The organism is Streptococcus parasuis (genome assembly GCF_021654455.1).
Classification (GTDB): Bacteria; Bacillota; Bacilli; order Lactobacillales; family Streptococcaceae; genus Streptococcus; species Streptococcus parasuis.
This window is the reverse complement of the sequence record NZ_AP024276.1, coordinates 1,636,403-1,652,478: the sequence shown is the minus strand read 5'-3', so window position 1 is coordinate 1,652,478 and position 16,076 is coordinate 1,636,403. Positions and strand designations below refer to the sequence as shown.

General features: G+C 41.1%; 19 protein-coding genes. All 19 read left to right on the top strand.

Annotation, left to right across the window (positions count from 1 at the left end):
- The first annotated feature begins 68 nt into the window (after positions 1 to 68).
- The 19 genes from L6410_RS08290 (at position 69) to L6410_RS08200 (ending at position 16,075) form a co-directional block, all read left to right on the top strand.
- Positions 69 to 491 carry a DUF1492 domain-containing protein gene (locus tag L6410_RS08290; protein WP_105140119.1) on the top strand — a complete coding sequence of 141 codons (423 nt, stop codon included), beginning with the start codon at positions 69 to 71 and terminating at the stop codon, positions 489 to 491.
- Positions 492 to 640: 149 nt separating this feature from the next.
- Positions 641 to 1,291, top strand: coding sequence for a phage terminase small subunit (gene terS, locus L6410_RS08285; RefSeq protein WP_237395306.1), 651 nt, complete (start codon positions 641 to 643; stop codon positions 1,289 to 1,291).
- Positions 1,251 to 2,591, top strand: a complete 1,341-nt coding sequence (locus tag L6410_RS08280; RefSeq protein ID WP_237395305.1) for a PBSX family phage terminase large subunit — start codon at positions 1,251 to 1,253, stop codon at positions 2,589 to 2,591. The genes terS and L6410_RS08280 overlap by 41 nt, the downstream gene beginning before the upstream one ends.
- A 71-nt stretch (positions 2,592 to 2,662) precedes the next feature.
- Positions 2,663 to 4,153: a phage portal protein gene (locus L6410_RS08275; RefSeq protein ID WP_237396770.1), complete on the top strand. Its 1,491-nt coding sequence runs from the start codon at positions 2,663 to 2,665 to the stop codon at positions 4,151 to 4,153.
- Positions 4,153 to 5,823 carry a phage minor capsid protein gene (locus L6410_RS08270; protein ID WP_237395304.1) on the top strand — a complete coding sequence of 557 codons (1,671 nt, stop codon included), beginning with the start codon at positions 4,153 to 4,155 and terminating at the stop codon, positions 5,821 to 5,823. The genes L6410_RS08275 and L6410_RS08270 overlap by 1 nt, the downstream gene beginning before the upstream one ends.
- Positions 5,810 to 6,097 (top strand): hypothetical protein, encoded by a 288-nt coding sequence (locus L6410_RS08265; RefSeq protein ID WP_237395303.1) that lies wholly within the window; start codon positions 5,810 to 5,812, stop codon positions 6,095 to 6,097. Before L6410_RS08270 ends, L6410_RS08265 begins: the two co-directional genes overlap by 14 nt.
- Positions 6,098 to 6,182: 85 nt before the next feature.
- The gene (locus L6410_RS08260) at positions 6,183 to 6,383 is read left to right on the top strand and encodes a hypothetical protein (RefSeq protein WP_237395302.1); all 201 of its coding nucleotides are present in this window, start codon (positions 6,183 to 6,185) and stop codon (positions 6,381 to 6,383) included.
- Between the two features lie 181 nt (positions 6,384 to 6,564).
- Positions 6,565 to 7,116: a phage scaffolding protein gene (locus L6410_RS08255; RefSeq protein ID WP_237395301.1), complete on the top strand. Its 552-nt coding sequence runs from the start codon at positions 6,565 to 6,567 to the stop codon at positions 7,114 to 7,116.
- 13 nt (positions 7,117 to 7,129) lie between these two features.
- Positions 7,130 to 8,002 carry a capsid protein gene (locus tag L6410_RS08250; RefSeq protein WP_105140128.1) on the top strand — a complete coding sequence of 291 codons (873 nt, stop codon included), beginning with the start codon at positions 7,130 to 7,132 and terminating at the stop codon, positions 8,000 to 8,002.
- A 9-nt stretch (positions 8,003 to 8,011) separates the two neighbouring features.
- A complete protein-coding gene (locus tag L6410_RS08245; RefSeq protein ID WP_172010653.1) occupies positions 8,012 to 8,230 on the top strand; it encodes a hypothetical protein in 219 nt (72 codons plus the stop codon).
- 27 nt (positions 8,231 to 8,257) lie between these two features.
- Positions 8,258 to 8,638: a head-tail connector protein gene (locus L6410_RS08240; RefSeq protein ID WP_237395300.1), complete on the top strand. Its 381-nt coding sequence runs from the start codon at positions 8,258 to 8,260 to the stop codon at positions 8,636 to 8,638.
- Positions 8,631 to 8,969 carry a putative minor capsid protein gene (locus L6410_RS08235; RefSeq protein ID WP_161943510.1) on the top strand — a complete coding sequence of 113 codons (339 nt, stop codon included), beginning with the start codon at positions 8,631 to 8,633 and terminating at the stop codon, positions 8,967 to 8,969. The genes L6410_RS08240 and L6410_RS08235 overlap by 8 nt, the downstream gene beginning before the upstream one ends.
- Positions 8,969 to 9,310 (top strand): minor capsid protein, encoded by a 342-nt coding sequence (locus L6410_RS08230; RefSeq protein ID WP_237395299.1) that lies wholly within the window; start codon positions 8,969 to 8,971, stop codon positions 9,308 to 9,310. The genes L6410_RS08235 and L6410_RS08230 overlap by 1 nt, the downstream gene beginning before the upstream one ends.
- Entirely contained in the window at positions 9,310 to 9,720 is a 411-nt protein-coding gene (locus tag L6410_RS08225; protein WP_237395298.1) for a minor capsid protein, read from the top strand. The genes L6410_RS08230 and L6410_RS08225 overlap by 1 nt, the downstream gene beginning before the upstream one ends.
- A gap of 3 nt (positions 9,721 to 9,723) precedes the next feature.
- Complete coding sequence (locus L6410_RS08220) at positions 9,724 to 10,179, top strand: phage tail tube protein (RefSeq protein ID WP_237395297.1); 456 nt, start codon at positions 9,724 to 9,726, stop codon at positions 10,177 to 10,179.
- Between the two features lie 57 nt (positions 10,180 to 10,236).
- The gene (locus tag L6410_RS08215) at positions 10,237 to 10,602 is read left to right on the top strand and encodes a hypothetical protein (protein WP_024395589.1); all 366 of its coding nucleotides are present in this window, start codon (positions 10,237 to 10,239) and stop codon (positions 10,600 to 10,602) included.
- 9 nt (positions 10,603 to 10,611) lie between these two features.
- A complete protein-coding gene (locus L6410_RS08210; RefSeq protein WP_024395588.1) occupies positions 10,612 to 11,202 on the top strand; it encodes a bacteriophage Gp15 family protein in 591 nt (196 codons plus the stop codon).
- Between the two features lie 14 nt (positions 11,203 to 11,216).
- Entirely contained in the window at positions 11,217 to 14,591 is a 3,375-nt protein-coding gene (locus L6410_RS08205; RefSeq protein WP_237395296.1) for a tape measure protein, read from the top strand.
- A complete protein-coding gene (locus tag L6410_RS08200; RefSeq protein ID WP_024395586.1) occupies positions 14,591 to 16,075 on the top strand; it encodes a distal tail protein Dit in 1,485 nt (494 codons plus the stop codon). The genes L6410_RS08205 and L6410_RS08200 overlap by 1 nt, the downstream gene beginning before the upstream one ends.
- Position 16,076 lies beyond the last annotated feature (1 nt).

Sequence of the window (16,076 nt, the reverse complement as noted above, 5' to 3'; positions counted from 1 at the left end):
AGCCAAGGCACTCTCTGCCCTGACTGTGGTTTCGCTATCAATATTATACCACAAAAAGGAGACAGAGAGTGAACAAGGCTAAAGAGTTGCTTGATGAACTACAAAACCTAGATTTAGACATTCAAAGCCGGATAGATGAAATCAATGAACTTGAGGCAGGTTTGCTCTCAAGCCCAAAATGGAAAACTGATAAGGTTCAGGGTGGGAAAGCTAAGAAAGTTGATGATGTCTATTCCCAGCTTGTAATCATGAAAGAAGCTATTGAACAAGATACCAATGAAGTTATTAACAGGAAACTTGAATTAGGTAGATTGATTAACAAGCTGAAAAATCCAAAAAGCAGGTCAGTTCTCAGAATGACTTACATTACTAAAATGTATGTTGATGATGTTTGCGACAAAATGGGTATCAGTAGAACCACTTTCTATACTTGGAGGAATACGGCTATCTGTGAGTTGAATGATGTTTTGGAAAAAATGGAACTAAATTGAACTTTACAAAACCGTACTGAACAAATCAATACTTGTCAGCACAGTTCTAAAAATCTGCTAGAATGGTAGTATAAAGAATTAAGGGTAAGGCACCTATGAAGTGTCTGCCCTTTTCTTTTTTCAAAACAAACAAAGCAGGGAGGAGGGGCATGGAGAAAAGTGAACTAGCACGCAAAGACTATGAGGCAGGCATGAAGTACAAAGATATTGCTACTAAGCATGATGTCTCAATCAACACAGTCAAATCATGGCAACGTAGACACAAATGGAGCCGTGACAAAAAGGGTGCACCCAAAACTCCAAGAGGTGCACCCAAAGGGAATAAGAATGCAGACGGACACGGAGCCCCTAAGGGAAACACTAACGCCCTCAAACATGGATTGTTTGCTAAGTACATACCTCGAGATGTTCTCGAGATAGCTCAAGATATTTCTGATAAACACCCAATTGACATCCTTTGGGAAAACATCACGCTAACCTATGCTAATCTACTGCATGCTCAGCGTATTTTATTTGTTCAAGATATAGAGGATAATACAGAATTTATTTCTGGAGATGGTCTGAAAGGAACAACCTACGAACATCATACAGCATGGGATAAGCAAGGTAAAGCTCTGGCAGCTATCGCAAAAACACAAGGAGAACTGCGACAGATGATTAAGGCTTATGATGAGCTAACACGCTCACCGCTTGTCACTGAAGAGCAGCGATTGAGAATTGATACTCTCAAAGCTAAATTGCAAACGGAGGGGGATTCAGATGGCGAAATCATCATTGTCGACAGCTGGTCCGACGATTGATATCCAGAGAAACGTTAATCCGCATTTCAAACCAGTCTGGACTTCAAAGAAACCCTACAATATCCTCAAGGGTGGTCGGAACTCGTTTAAGTCATCGGTTATTGCTTTGTTGCTGGTTTACAAGATGTTGCTTGCAATCTTAAAAAAACAGACTGTCGAAATCATCATCGTTCGAAAGGTTGCAAATACAATCTATGATTCAGTGTATAAAAAAATTGAATGGGCATTGCGAAAATTCGGTGTGCACAATCAATTCAGAATGTATAAGAGTCCGTTTAAAATCACTCATGAAAAGACCGGTTCTACTTTCCACTTTTATGGTCAGGATGACTTTCAAAAACTGAAATCAAACGAGGTTGGTGCAGTCATTGCTGTCTGGTACGAGGAAGCTGCTGAGTTTAACAGCGCAGAGGAATTTGACCAGTCAAACAGTACGTTTATGCGTCAGAAACATCCAGATTATCCTTATGTGCAATTCTTTTGGTCATATAACCCACCTCGAAATCCCTATGCCTGGATAAACGAATGGTTGGACAGTTTGAGGGGGCATGACAAATACCTGATCCACGAGTCGAGCTATCTTAATGATGAGTTAGAATTTGTGACCGAACAAATGCTTGATGAAATAGAGCGTATCAAACAGAATGACTTTGATTATTACAGATACTTGTATCTTGGTGAGCCAGTTGGGCTAGGTACCAATGTCTATAATTTAGACTTGTTCCACGTCGTAGATGGTATTCCACAAGACGAGCGAGTAGTTTATCAGTATTTCTCTATTGACGGTGGACACCAGCAATCAGCAACAACCTGTTTGCATATTGTTTTGACATCTAGTCGAAAGGTCTTTGTTATTGATAATTACTATTACAGTCCAGCTGGCAAAGTAAATAAAAAATCACCAAGCCAGTTATCAAAAGACCTGCATGAGTTTATCATGGAAAAATCTATCAAACGTGTTCCTGGTGCTGTCCTGCGAAATCAGACGATAGATAGTGCCGAAGGTGCATTACGAAATGAATATTACGAAAGATTTAAGGTCAGGTTGAATCCGGTCAAGAAAAAGACAAAAATCATCATGACTGAGTATGTGCAGTCACTGCTTGCACTTGATCGTGTTTACGTGGTTCGAAGCGAGAACAATATGAAATACTTCCTGGAAGAGCATAAGCGATATATGTGGGACGAGAAAACAGTCATGTCGGATAATCCAGCTGTTGTGAAAACTGACGACCATACCTGCGATGCGTTTCAGTATTTCGTAATGGATAATTTGAGAGACCTTGGCTTGATTGCTTAGGAGGTGATACTTTGAGTTTATGGAACAATATAAAAAATCTTTTTAGGAGAGGAGGAGATAAATTGGCACAAATGACAGATAAGGAGCTTCAGACAATTCTTGATCACCCGAAAATCTCTTTGAGTAAGGATGAGGTTGAACGGATTAGAGAGGATTTCACAATCTATGCTGGCAAACATCCACAAGTTGAATATCTCAACTCAATGCGAAAAAAGAAAAAGCGTGATTTCCAAGGGCTTAATATGACAAAAGTAGCCAGCGAATATATAGCGAACATTGTCTTCAACGAGCAGTGTGAAATCAATATTTCTGAAGAGCACGCTGAAGCCAAAGAATTCATAAATAAAGTCCTTGAGGACAATAAGTTTATCAAGAACTTATCCACTTACTTGGAGCCTATGTTTGCGACTGGTGGCTTAGCTGTTCGTCCTTATGTAGATAACGGTAGGATTGAGTTCAGTTGGTGTTTAGCAGATACATTCTATCCGCTGAAATCAAACACAAATGATATTACCGAATGTGTGATTGCTTCTCGCTCGATTAATGTTGAGAATGACAAAGAGATTTTCTATACACTTTTAGAGTTTCATGAGTGGCAGGGAAATGATTATGTGATTACGAACGAGCTATATCGCAGCGAACGGAAAGAAGTGGTTGGTCGTCGTGTGTCTGTTAGTATGCTTTATGCTGACTTGCCAGAGCGAGTTGTTTTCAATGCTGCTGTCGCACCTTTGAATCAACCGCTGTTTTCATATCTGAAACCGGTTGGATTTAACAATATCTCTCCTCGCAGTCCCCTCGGATTGAGTTTGGTTGATAATGCAAAGTCAACAATAAAGCGTATTGATGAGGTTTCGGACCAATTCTTTTGGGAGATAAAAAAAGGCAAGCGTCGAATTATTGCTTCGGATCATTTTGTGAATACGTCGATTGATCCAGTATCTGGAAGACCTATTCAATACTTTGATGAAGATGAGGATATGTTTCTTGCATTGCCGTCAGCGATTGACGATATGCAGTGGAAAGATATTACCCCAGAAATCAGAAGTCAACAATACATCGCCAGTCTCAATAACTTCCTAGCAACTCTGGAAATGCAGATTAAAGTCAGTCCAGGCACTTTCTACTTTGATGGTGCTGGTGTCAAAACAGCGACTGAAGTGATCAGTGAGGATAGTTTAACGTTTCGGACACGTAGTGGTAATGTCAATGCTGTGTCGGAGTTTATCAAAGATGTACTGATTTCTGTTTTCGAATTGGCTAGTCGAACGATTGGGCCAGACGGAAAGTTGCTCTATACTGGTGAAATTCCTACTAAGAGTGACATTGGCATTGACTTTGACGACGGGATCTTCACCGATAAAAAATCTCAGCTTGATTATTATGCTCAAGCACAATCAGCAGGATTGATTCCTAAAACAATTGTGATTCAACGATTATTTGATGTGGATGATTCTACCGCTAAAGAGTGGTTAGAATTAATGGTCGCTGAGAACAACTCAGCCAATCCGTTGCTAAAACAAATTTCTGCTGAACAGAGCCTATTAGGTGGTGATGAGTAGTGCCAAAAGTCACGCCACACCAACTTAACCTAATGACTGATGGTACTGTAGATTTGTACCGTGAGTTAGAAAGCGAAATCTTCCGTTTAGTTGCCCAAAGACTTCGAACGGAAGGAGAAGTCGATATTACAGCATGGCAAATGGAAAAACTCCAACAGTTACATCTGCTGAATGCTGATGTCATTCACGAATTGGCCAAGGTTAGCGGACGTGCGTCGGATGAGATTGAGCGATTCATTCGTTCTGCTGGTTATGCAATCGTTGATGATACGGATAATTACTTCGAAAAACCTCTACCCTATTCCAGTCGCATTGACTTAATGATGGAAGGGTACAAAAATCAAGTATTTCGTGATGTTAATAATTTCGTCAATCAGACCTTGATTAGTACAAACTATGGCACTGGCAAAGTAGCTGAGATGTACACGGATATTATTAACAAATCCGCAACACTATTCAATTCTGGCATGTTGACTCTCGACAAAGCCATTCAACGGACAATCAACCAGTGGGTAGATAAAGGGATTCAATCTTCTTTCGTTGACAAAGGCGGCCATACCTGGTCGATGGAGCGTTATGTTGCTACGGTCCTTAGATCTACCATGCAACGGACATATAACGAGGTCAGAACAAGCAGGATGGCTGAATATGGTTGTCATACAGTCCTAGTTGGTTCCTTAGCTTCTGCCCGTCCGGATTGTGCCTACTGTCAAGGACAAGTCTTAGATGTTCGTCCTCAAGAACAAGCTGACAGTGGATATCCTAGTGTATATAATTTTGGATATGGTAGTCCCGGAGGGCACCGAGGGGTTAATTGCCGGCATCCATGGTTTCCATTTGTTCCTGGTGTTAGCACTAATAACCAGCCTCAATATGATCCAGAAGATGCGATTGAAAATGGCAGGATTGAAGCAGGTCGTCAACAATTAGCGGGTCGAATCCGCAATACGAAGAAAAAGCTGATGATTGCAGAAGAACTTGGAGCTGCCAACGCAGGAAAATACAAGCGTCAATTGCTCGAACAGCAAGCTCAAATGCGTGAATACGTTCAAAGGCACAATCTAAGAAGGAATTACCGATTAGAGAAAGTCTATATACCGAGACAGAATGTTGTCGATGGCGGCTATAAAGCAATCCTAACAAAAGCTGATAAAGTACGAGCTACTGCCCAGTATGAAAAATACAAGTCAATTTTAGGAAATAAAGCTCCCAAAACACTTGATGACTACATCAATATCAAGTATAATGGTGGTGAGAAGTACAAAACATTAAAACACGATGCGAGGGTTGTTAGCTATTTCAGTGGCGATATTAAGGAGCCACTAAGTGAGTCTCAAAAGAAACAAGCTGTAGAGGCCTATTTTAATTTTAAAAATGATGGTATTCTGTTCGGTGACCACGGGATTGCTCGATATGTCGAGAGAATGCGCAGGAAAAATGGGACACTCAAGTACAACTATCAGGCCATATTGAATATTTTTGAGCAAGAACCCTTATATACATCGTCTCGCGGTGCGAATGTTAGAGACGTTAGATTTAACGACAATGTAATTGTTTATTCTGAACAAGGTAAAAAAGAAGTTGTTTCAATGGTTTTGAGAAGTAGCAAGAAAAAAGGAAAAGATATTCCACATAAAGATTGGACGGTGATTTCTGGTGACAGCAACTGATGAAGTTTTTAAAATGTTTGATGATGTGCTAACAGGTAAAATCAGCGTTTGGGATTTTTCTTTTATTTTTGGAGAGTGGCTAACTAGTGAGTCCGGTGACCGATTGATTGATGAAAATGAAGAGTTATTTGATTTTTTCAATGAAGAGGTGCTAGAAGAAATGGAGTTATTATCCGATTATAATCTAGAAACCAATAAATCTAAATTGCTTAAATACTACAGGCAAGCGAAAAGGATAGTTACCGAAAAAGAATCACATTTACTTCCAAAATAGCATTTTCAGAAAGCAGACCAATTATTTAGATAAGCATTCGAGAAATCGAGTGTTTTTTTGTTGCAAAAAAAGAAAGGAGATTGCTATGAATAAGCGTATCAAGAAGAAATATGAGCTTGAAAATCGCATTCGTACATTGGAAACTCATATTGATTTTTTGATTGACCAAAATAATCAGCTATGGAATATTGTCGAACGCAATGCTCAGGCTACTAATGCTAGATTTGACAAAATCGAGAAGCAAGTAGCCAATGGTAATTCTAAGAAACCGTTCTGGAAACGGTGAGGAGGTGGTCCCACATCTTGACAGCAGAAAAGACTACTTGAAATTAATCTCAAATACTTAAAACTGGTCGAAATTGACCAGTTTTCTTTTTGTAAAAATCGACCGGCACGTCGTTAAACTGTCCAACATATTTCAAATTCTCGTGGTCGTCACACGTTAACTAGACGTAGAAGGAGAACGTATGAAACGTGATTTTTTAGCAACGCTTGGATTGTCTGATGAAGTTATCGACAAGGTCATGGCCGAACATGGGAAGACAGTCAATGAAACTAAGTCGAAATTGACTGAAACCGAGAATGAACTTAATGCTAAAGTAAAGGACCTTACAACAGCTAATCAGACTATTGAAGACCTGCAAAAATCAAACAAAGATAATGCCGATTTACAAAAGCAGATTGAGGATTATCAAACAAAGCTAACCGAATCTGAGACTCAAAGAATTGCTGATCGTAAAAATGCATTTATCGAACTTGGATTGACGAAAGCTGGTGTCAAGAATAGCAAGGCCGTGACCGCCCTATTAGATTTGGATAAAATCTCAGAAGGCGATAAAGGCTGGACAGGACTTGACGAACAGCTAGAGGCATTGAAAGAAAGCGATGCATATCTTTTTAATGTCGCCGAAGATCCAAAACCGCAACCAACGCCAGTCATTACAATGCCTGGTAACCCTGACAGCTCGGACCCAGCTCCAAAAGATGCGTGGGCAGAAGTAGCTGCACGATATAACTAGAAAGGAATAGCAAATGGCTATTAAAGAATACACAAAACAGTATGTCGGAATGTTTCCGAATATCTTCTCAAAGAAAGCACGTTTTTTGGCTGCTTTCGGTGGTACAATCCAAGTTGTTGACGGAGTGACCGATTCAACAAAATTCATGGACCTTAAAATCTCAAACGATGTCGATGCGGTCCTACAGGAGTACCAAACCGGCGAAAATGTAGCCTTTGGAACTGGTACTGGATCAACCAGCCGATTCGGAGAACGTAAGGAAATCAAATCAGTTAACAAGCAGGTTGATTTTGATTCACCTCTTGCAATCCATGAAGGGGTTGATAACTTCACTGTCAATGACGTACCAGATCAAGTGATTGCTGAGCGTCAAGCTAAGCACGCAGAAGCATGGACTGAGAAATTCTCACAAATTGCAAGCAAGGCTTTGTCTGACATCGCATCTGAAACATTTACTGGCCCAATGACCGAGGACGGTGTGACCAAAATCTTCAACGATGCACGCAAGAAGCTTATCAACAATAACGTATCCAAGGATATTGTTTGGCGTGCTTATGTGACAGCTGATGTCTACAATTTGCTTGTTGACTCAAAATTGGCTACTACAGCTAAGAAATCATCTGCAAATATTGATGATAATGAAATTTACAAGTTCAAGGGCTTTATCTTGGAAGAATACCCAGATGCATACTTCCAAACAGGCGAACATATTGTCTTTGCTGCTGACGGTGTTGGTCAACTTGGACTTGGTGTACAGACTTCTCGCGCACTCGATGCAACTGACTTTGTAGGTATCGTAATGCAAGCAGCAGGCAAGACTGCTAAATATATCCCTGAGAAGAACGCTAAAGCTATCTTGAAAGCTAAGTTAACTCCAGCAGGATAGGAGGGCTAGATGAATAAGTACAAGGTTACTGCTCCTTTTTGGGACAAGGTCGAAAAGAAATACATTGATGTTGGCCAGATTGAATATGCTCCGGAGCGAGCACAAGAAATCAATGACAACTTGAAATGGTACGCAGCTGAAAAAGGTGTGGAGGATATTCTAATCCTTGAAAAAACAAAAGCACCTAAAAAATCCAAAAAAGAAACTGTCGAAGAGGAGGGTGAGTAGCCCTCTTTCTTTTTGAAAGGAGGTACTATGCCTTATATCAAAATTGAAGATTTAGAAATCGAAGAAACTGATACAGCTTTTGTAGAGCAGGCTATCAATAAAGCAGAGCAACTTTTTGAAGTTGTAACTCGACGATTTTATTCTCGTGTTGATTTTGAGACAGATGTAGAGTGGCGGAAAAAAGCCGTAAGGGATGCTCTGAAAGCCCAGGTTAGGTATTTTATCGACCAGGGGGCTTTAACAGCACAGGAGCTTAATTCTGAGCCAGAGACAGTAAGTCTGGGAAGGACTTCCATCGGCAAGTCTAAATCTTCCCAAAACACGAATACTAGTAATCTGTTGTGCGATGAATTCTATCTCTACCTGTCCGGTACTGGTTTGCTTTATCGAGGTGCTGGCTATGGTTAGAAGAGTTCCAAAACGAATGCTGATTCATGAGTTTGAGTATCATGAATATCTTCGAGAAGACCGTAATCATAAACCTGAATATGCTAGCCCAGTGACAGTGAAAGATTGTCGCATTGATTTCGCCACTATTTATAGCCGTGACAGCTCTGAAAAAAAGATTGTGGCTGATTGCCTTATCTTTTGTTATAACGCTCAAACAAGCCCTTTTTTGGCGTTTAAGGAGATGTCAAAAATTGTGGTTGGTAATCGTGAGATGACAATTAAAAAGGTTGTTCCAATTTATGAGCCATATTCTAAGAAACTGTTTAGCTATGAACTGGAGTGTTTGTGATGGCAGATGTCAAAGTGACGGTTGATTTGAAAGGCTACGATAAAAAATTGAGCAAAGCCAATTTCCAAAAAGGGCAATTCGTAATGGCAAACCAGATGCTTGCAGATATGACACCTTTCGTTCCATTTGAGGAAGGGGCATTATCTGGTAGCGGTATGGTTGAGAGCAATGGAGAAATCTTATCCTGGGATACTCCGTATGCCAAACGTTGGTTTTTCAATCATGCAAACTTTCAAACAACTTTCCACCCTCAAGCAACGAGTCGTTGGGATTTAGCAGCACAGGGCATGTATGGTAATACTTGGCCGGATAAATTTGTGGAAGGAGCTGGTCTTCAATAATGGATTTTCAGGAAAGATTGGGGGACGTCATTGACAATGTCATCCAAGAAAATGAGTTAGATATCCCCTTGTTCAATGATTTAAACAACGAAGAAGAAAGTATATCCTTGTACTCCCTTCCGGGCGGAAAAGTTTTTCGAGCCTATTATGATGGAATCAAGGAGAAACGATTAAACTTTGAAATCCAAGGTAAGTCTAAGGACAGGGAGCGCATTTTATCGATCGTTGACAAACTATCAAAAGTTTTAGAAGAACTGACAGACGTTGAGAGTTCAGACGGTTCGTTTGAATTCTCCTCTCTGTCTATTTCATCAGAGCCCTACTATCAAGCTAGTGATACGTCGGGATATTTTTATTTCAGATTGACCTTCCAGGTCGACTTAACTATTTACCCAAAGAAAGGAAATTAAGTAATGGTACGTAATAAGAACGCCAAACGCGGGCATTTCGTTGCTGATTTTGACCCGAAGAATGCAAAGCAAGAACCTACTGAATGGTTGGAATTAGCAAAATGGATTAGTAACATCGAGGATGATACCGATGAAGAAACTGATGAAACAGGATATTATGATGGAGATGGTAACAAAGAGACCGAAGTTGTATCTGTTTCTGAATCATGGACTGTCGAAGGAACTTATGATGACGAAGATCCTGCACAGGCGCTTATTGTCAGCAAGAAACGTAAAACTGGAGACGGCCGAAAACTATGGCATAAGATTGTCGAATCAAATGGCAAAAAACAATATGTCGGCGTGGCAACTGCTACAGAAATCAAGGGCGGTGGCGGTGAGGCTACCGAACATGAAAAATTTGGTTGTAAGTTGACTTACAATGGATTGCCTAAGGAATCGGCTGTTCCAGGTGCATAACTTTTTTTGAGAGGGAGTGAACCCTCTCTTTTTTGATTTTAAAAGGAGTAAATAAAAATGTCAGTAGTCGTTATTCAAAGTAACAATATTATTCCAATCGACTTTGGTCAATTTGAATTGCAATTCCAAATTAGTGATGACAACTTGGTCAAACGTGAGGAACACTTAAATGCTGTGATGGATGTTGGCGACAAAGCTAAAGAGTTAAAGGATAGCGAAAGCCTTCCGCTGGTTAAAGAAGTTTGTCAAAAAGCATTTGATGACTTATTTGGTCCGGAGGCATTTGAGAAGGTATATGCATTATCAGGGAACTCTGCAATGGAAACTGCGTCAATGCTCTTGCAGGCTTTGAACGGAGTTATTATCGAATATCGTAAGCGAGTTGAAGCGTCGAATGATTCATTTACCAAATATTTAAAGTAGGTGAGTGATGTGTTTCGACTCTCCCAACAACTGAACGATGAATTAGTCTTCAACGGCAAAGTCTATCCGCTAGATTTATCTTTTGACAACGTGCTTGTTATTTTCGATGTGCTAAACGACGATTCAGTTGACGATTTAGAAAAGACTTATATTTGTTTAAATAGATTGACTGGTTTGGCATTAGAGGAATTGTTGAAGATGTTTAGTCCAGAATCTGCTTTTGAAACATTCAAGTCGGTCTTCGAAAGCTGTATCAAAATCGAAAATAGAGCAAAAGAGCAAGAGTATGACTTGTTAGGTAATCCGTTACCTGAGGTTGAACCTGATGAGGATGATGAGGAACCCTTATACTCAATCGAACATGATGCAGAGTATATCTACGCAGCCTTTATGCAGGTATATAAGATTGATTTAATTGAGGTCCAAGGGGAATTGCATTGGAAGAAGTTCAATGCTCTCTTGTCTGGATTGCCAGATACTACAAAAATGTCTGAAATTATGCGAATACGTGCTTGGAAGCCTACTAAGTATGACAGTGAGGCTGAAAAGAGTCGTATGAAAAAGTTGAAAAAACTTTTCGCCCTACCAAATAAAAGTTAGAAAGGAGGGGTAAAATGGCAGATGGTAAGGTTACGATTGATGTCGATTTAAATGACGGAAAAGCCCTTAGTGGAGCTGGCAAAGTCAAAGGTTTATTGAATGGGCTGACATCTGCCGGCGAGAAAGCTGGGTCAGTGTTTAAGTCGATGCTTGGTGCCAATATTATTGGTGGTGCAGTAACTGCAGGTATTAGTTCTCTAACTGGCCAGATTAGTGGCTTAGTCGGTGACATCAATGCGTCATCAAAAGCATGGCAAACATTCCAGGGCAATATGGAAAACTTGGGTCTACCCAAACAAGAAATTGCTGGAGTAAAGAAGGAATTACAGTCCTTCGCAACTGAAACTATTTACTCAGCATCCGATATGGCATCCACGTATAGCCAGCTAGCCGCGGTCGGAATCAAGAGTACCAAAGAACTAGTTACAGGCTTTGGTGGACTTGCAGCAGCTGCTGAAAATCCTGCTCAAGCCATGAAGACGTTGTCAACTCAAGCTGTCCAGATGGCTACCAAACCAAATGTAGCTTGGGCTGATTTTAAATTGATGTTGGAACAAACGCCAGCGGGTATCTCAGCGGTCGCAAAACACATGGGCATGTCAACTGCTGAGATGGTTTCTGCTGTTCAAGACGGGAAAATTGCTACACAAGATTTCTTCGATGCAATCAACGCCGTCGGCAATAATGACACCTTTAGAAAGATGGCTACAGAATACAAAACTGTAGACCAAGCTATCGATGGATTGACGGAAGGTGTATCCAACAAACTTCTTCCAGCTTTTGAGGTACTATCCAAACACGGCATTAAGGCTGTTGAGGGAGTAATTAGCATCGTTGATAAATTTGACGGAGATGGATTCGCCAGTCAAATAGACAAATGGGCCCAATCGTTCCAAGGAATGATGAAAGGTTTTTCAGACCTTGGTGTTTTCGATAACTTCAAAGCTACTCTATATAGCATTGGCGATATGTTTCAGTCGGTCTTTAAAATCGATCCAGGAATATTAAATACTGGTGTAGTAACAGTCTCTAATATCTTAAATGGATTGATGTATGTTATCCAGGATATTTCGGCTGGAATCTCGTCATTTTTCGAAGGGTTCACAAATTCAGGGGCGGTCCGTGCATTGGCACTGGCTTTTTTTGATCTAAGTGAGGCTGGTTTGGACTTGAGCGAAAAACTATCTGGTGCTATCCCTTGGGAAACTATCGGGAATGCTGCTGGGCAGGTTGTTAAATTTATTGCCGAAATCATCTCGGCTATTGCTCAATTTAGCCAAAAAATTGACGGAAATATATTCAGAGGTTTGCTGATTGGCATTCCTGCCGCAATCGCTGGTTTCAAAGCGTTCAACTTCCTAAAATCCTTTAATCCATTTAGTTTCTTTAAGAAAAATGTTGCTGATGGAGTTGGTGGAGCTGGAGAGGCGGTTAAGAAGTCCAAAAGTACCATTAGTCAAGTATTTTCTAGCCTTTCTAATGTCATTAAGTCATCAGGAACAGCGATCAAAACTGCTGCGATGGGAATTGGGGCTGGTATCAAAACTGCCTTGTCTGGAGTTGGTCCAGTATTAAGAGCGTTTGGTGCTATGTTGAGGACTGCTGGTGTAGCTAATATCCTTGCCTTTGGTGGGGCTATTGGGGTTGCTGCAGTTGGCATTGGTGCAGGTATTGGGGTCATTGTGGCATCATTCGCTTTGCTTGCTACCCAATCTGCTGGAATTAGTCAGATCATCACTACAATTTCAACGAGTTTAGGGAGTCTGGCTAGTACGATAATTGGTGCTTTGGCGCAGGCGTTTGTCACGATTGCTCCATATCTGCCGATTGTTGCAACGGCATTTGCACAGCTGAGTCCGTTAATAACTGCTACAGGAACTGCGATAGCAAGTATTATTTCAGCATTTTCTAGCTTATCGCCCGTTGTGCTTGCTTTTGGGACGGCATTTTCGATGGTTGTATCAGCTGTTGGTGGAGCGGTATCTCAAATCATTGTCGCAGCAACACCGCTGGTAGCAGTGCTAGGGTCAGTGTTTACTACGACTGTTCAAATCGTTTCTACAGCTATTGTTCAAATTGTCCAAGCGCTTGCACCGATTATCCCTGCAATTACAGAGATGGTTGTCGCAGTAGCTCCAGTGTTGCAGTCGATGGTTGAAGCATTTACAACTTTGATTACCAATCTAAGTCCGATTATTGATAGTTTGACAAATCTTGTGACTGGTCTTGGAGATAGCATTCGTAATGTTTTAGATGGTGCTAAAGGTGTTATTGAATCATTCGGGAATGCAGTGTCTAGCATTTTAGATTCTGTCGCTGGTATGTTTGATTCAATTGGTAATGCTGCTTTAAACGCAGGTAAAGGTTTCAATCAGTTGGCGCAGGGGATAGAACGTATAACCAAGCTTAATTTGCTTGATATGGGAGCAAGTCTAGCCGCGGTTGTTGCTGGATTAGGGGCTATCGGAGCAACATCTGGTGGACTAGCTAGTGCAAGCTCTGCTCTGACTAACATTATCCAAGGTTTGGCAAGATTACAGTCTGAAAGTATAAACGCTCAAAACGCTTTGGGTATGATTGGCCCAGTAGCAAGTCGTTCCATGTCTATGATTTCTCAAGGCGTTCAGCAGGCAGCATCTGCTACTATGAGTGGAATGTTACAGATAGTGAATGTGATACGTTTATCTGCCAATCAGATGACGCAAGCTGGTAAGCAAGCAGGAGAAGGGACAACAAAAGGCATTGTCGTAGGTATTAGGTCCGGAATTGGACAAGCTGGTGGTGCTATGCATGCTATGATGACCGCAATTCGTGATACTGGTATGCAGGGCGTCGGTGCTATGCGGTCGATTGGGGCTTATATTGCTCAAGGTCTAGCTCAAGGCATTTATTCAGCCCTTGGCTCTGTGACAGCTGCTGCAAATGCTCTGGTAGCACAAGCAGAAAGAGCGGCACAAGCTAAGGCTAAAATTCACTCACCATCGCGACTGTTTAGGGATAATGTAGGTCGATATATTGCCCAAGGTATCGCTGTAGGCATTGAAAATAATACCTCTGATGTGATTGACAGCCTTGCTTATGTCCAGCAAGAGATGTCAGCCTTTAAGTTTGGCGCTGAGGAGTTGCTAGGTCTAGGAAACGGCTCTTTGTCTAGCCAATTCAGGCTCAAATACATCACGGAACGTGCGGAAATGAGTCAAATTAAGATTATCAGAGACCAAGCAGACCAAGCACTCACCAAAGCTCTTGAAGTTGCTGAGCAAGCCGTCAAGCGTCCTATTAACATGGTTCTTGATGATGGTACTCTTGTTGCCAAGATTGGTGGACCAATGACCAATTACCAAAACGACAAACTAAAAATAGATAACATGATGAGGGGGATTGTCTGATGAACAATGACACAATCACTATCAACGGATTTGACCTCTCTGAGGTTATCCGAATTATTGAAATTATCCGCCCTGTTGGCAATGAGCGTAGCATTGAAACTAATGACGCTCCACTCTTGGGAGTGAACTTGCAAGAAGTAAGAACAGGGGCTAAGTTTATCAAGGTCAAGTTTGCCATGCAAGAAAGAGATGGCATGACACTTGAACAAGCTAAACACACTTTGGCAGGGGTATTCAATACCTCTGAGGCTGTCAAGATTGTTATCTCTGATGAGCCTGATAAGTATTATATAGGACTTGTTACAGGCTCTGTGGACATGGATAATGTGACAAGATGGTTCCAAAAGGGTGAGTTTGAGCTGCTTATTCCAGATGGAGTAGCTCACAGCATCACTTACCGTGTTTTCGATAATGGCACAGTATCATCTGACAAGATTGTTTTCAATCTGATCAATGATGGCAACGTGCCAGCTTTCCCTGTGGTTACTATCAAGCATAACGCTGAAAATGGCTACATTGGTTTGGTCAATACCAGCGGTGCTCTTGAGGTTGGTGACCGTGAGGAAGCTGACACTGTATCTGTTAAGCAGTCTGAGATGCTACTGGACTTTAGAGATTCAAAAATTGGCAATGCTTTAACTTCTGGTACTCCTAACATCGGAATTATGAATGACCAAAATGCAAATCCTGTTTTTAGTGGTAGTATCCGAAAGGTTAACGTTTGGGGGCGTGACCATCTGGAACTAAACGGTCGTGGTTTTAGTTCTCTTACCTGGGATATTCCAAACGATAGTGCTGGTGGCGTTGGGTCTCTCAATGATTACTTGTGGTGGAGACAAATCTTTTGGCTTGGCGCTACAAATCAGTACGGAGCTATGAAAATTACGGTATCGGATACCAACGGTCAATTTTTATACGGTGTAGAAACGTTTAAGAGAAGTAAAGGGCTTGATTGTGAATATAATTTTATGACTACTGATGGAAAAGGTGGCTACAACATGATTAAGCAGTGGCGTTTTACAGGTACTCATTGGGATTATCATAATCCTTTTAATGAGCCTCGCGGCTGGTCTGATTTAAAGAGAAACGATGACAAGGTAACGGTCTATTGGTTTGGTACCTATAACGAGTTTTACATTCCTGAGATTAAAGGGAAAAAGTCTAAGAAAATCCATATTGCTTTCTCATCAATTGGAAACCATCCGATTGTATCACACATGTATTTGGATAGTTTCTACTACCGTAAGGATCATGTTAACGTCGCTAAAGATATTCCTAACCGCTACCCAATTGGCTCCAACATCGTTTTAAATAGCGAGGATGACACGGTAACAGTAGATGGTCTAGAGCGTATTGTGGATATTGTCCACGGTTCTACGTTTCTTACTATTCCACCTGGTAGGTCTACTCTTGAGGTCTATTCCTCAAGTTGGGTCAGGACAAAGCCCACAGTCAAGATAGCATTTGAAGAAAGGTACTTATAGC

Excerpts from the sequence above, each read along its gene's own strand:
- terS (WP_237395306.1), top strand. The coding sequence starts at position 641 with ATGGAGAAAAGTGAACTAGCACGCAAAGACTATGAGGCAGGCATGAAG.
- L6410_RS08280 (WP_237395305.1), top strand. The coding sequence starts at position 1,251 with ATGGCGAAATCATCATTGTCGACAGCTGGTCCGACGATTGATATCCAG.
- L6410_RS08275 (WP_237396770.1), top strand. The coding sequence starts at position 2,663 with ATGACAGATAAGGAGCTTCAGACAATTCTTGATCACCCGAAAATCTCT.
- L6410_RS08260 (WP_237395302.1), top strand. The coding sequence starts at position 6,183 with ATGAATAAGCGTATCAAGAAGAAATATGAGCTTGAAAATCGCATTCGT.
- L6410_RS08255 (WP_237395301.1), top strand. The coding sequence starts at position 6,565 with ATGAAACGTGATTTTTTAGCAACGCTTGGATTGTCTGATGAAGTTATC.
- L6410_RS08250 (WP_105140128.1), top strand. The coding sequence starts at position 7,130 with ATGGCTATTAAAGAATACACAAAACAGTATGTCGGAATGTTTCCGAAT.
- L6410_RS08245 (WP_172010653.1), top strand. The coding sequence starts at position 8,012 with ATGAATAAGTACAAGGTTACTGCTCCTTTTTGGGACAAGGTCGAAAAG.
- L6410_RS08240 (WP_237395300.1), top strand. The coding sequence starts at position 8,258 with ATGCCTTATATCAAAATTGAAGATTTAGAAATCGAAGAAACTGATACA.
- L6410_RS08235 (WP_161943510.1), top strand. The coding sequence starts at position 8,631 with ATGGTTAGAAGAGTTCCAAAACGAATGCTGATTCATGAGTTTGAGTAT.
- L6410_RS08230 (WP_237395299.1), top strand. The coding sequence starts at position 8,969 with ATGGCAGATGTCAAAGTGACGGTTGATTTGAAAGGCTACGATAAAAAA.
- L6410_RS08225 (WP_237395298.1), top strand. The coding sequence starts at position 9,310 with ATGGATTTTCAGGAAAGATTGGGGGACGTCATTGACAATGTCATCCAA.
- L6410_RS08220 (WP_237395297.1), top strand. The coding sequence starts at position 9,724 with ATGGTACGTAATAAGAACGCCAAACGCGGGCATTTCGTTGCTGATTTT.
- L6410_RS08215 (WP_024395589.1), top strand. The coding sequence starts at position 10,237 with ATGTCAGTAGTCGTTATTCAAAGTAACAATATTATTCCAATCGACTTT.
- L6410_RS08205 (WP_237395296.1), top strand. The coding sequence starts at position 11,217 with ATGGCAGATGGTAAGGTTACGATTGATGTCGATTTAAATGACGGAAAA.
- L6410_RS08200 (WP_024395586.1), top strand. The coding sequence starts at position 14,591 with ATGAACAATGACACAATCACTATCAACGGATTTGACCTCTCTGAGGTT.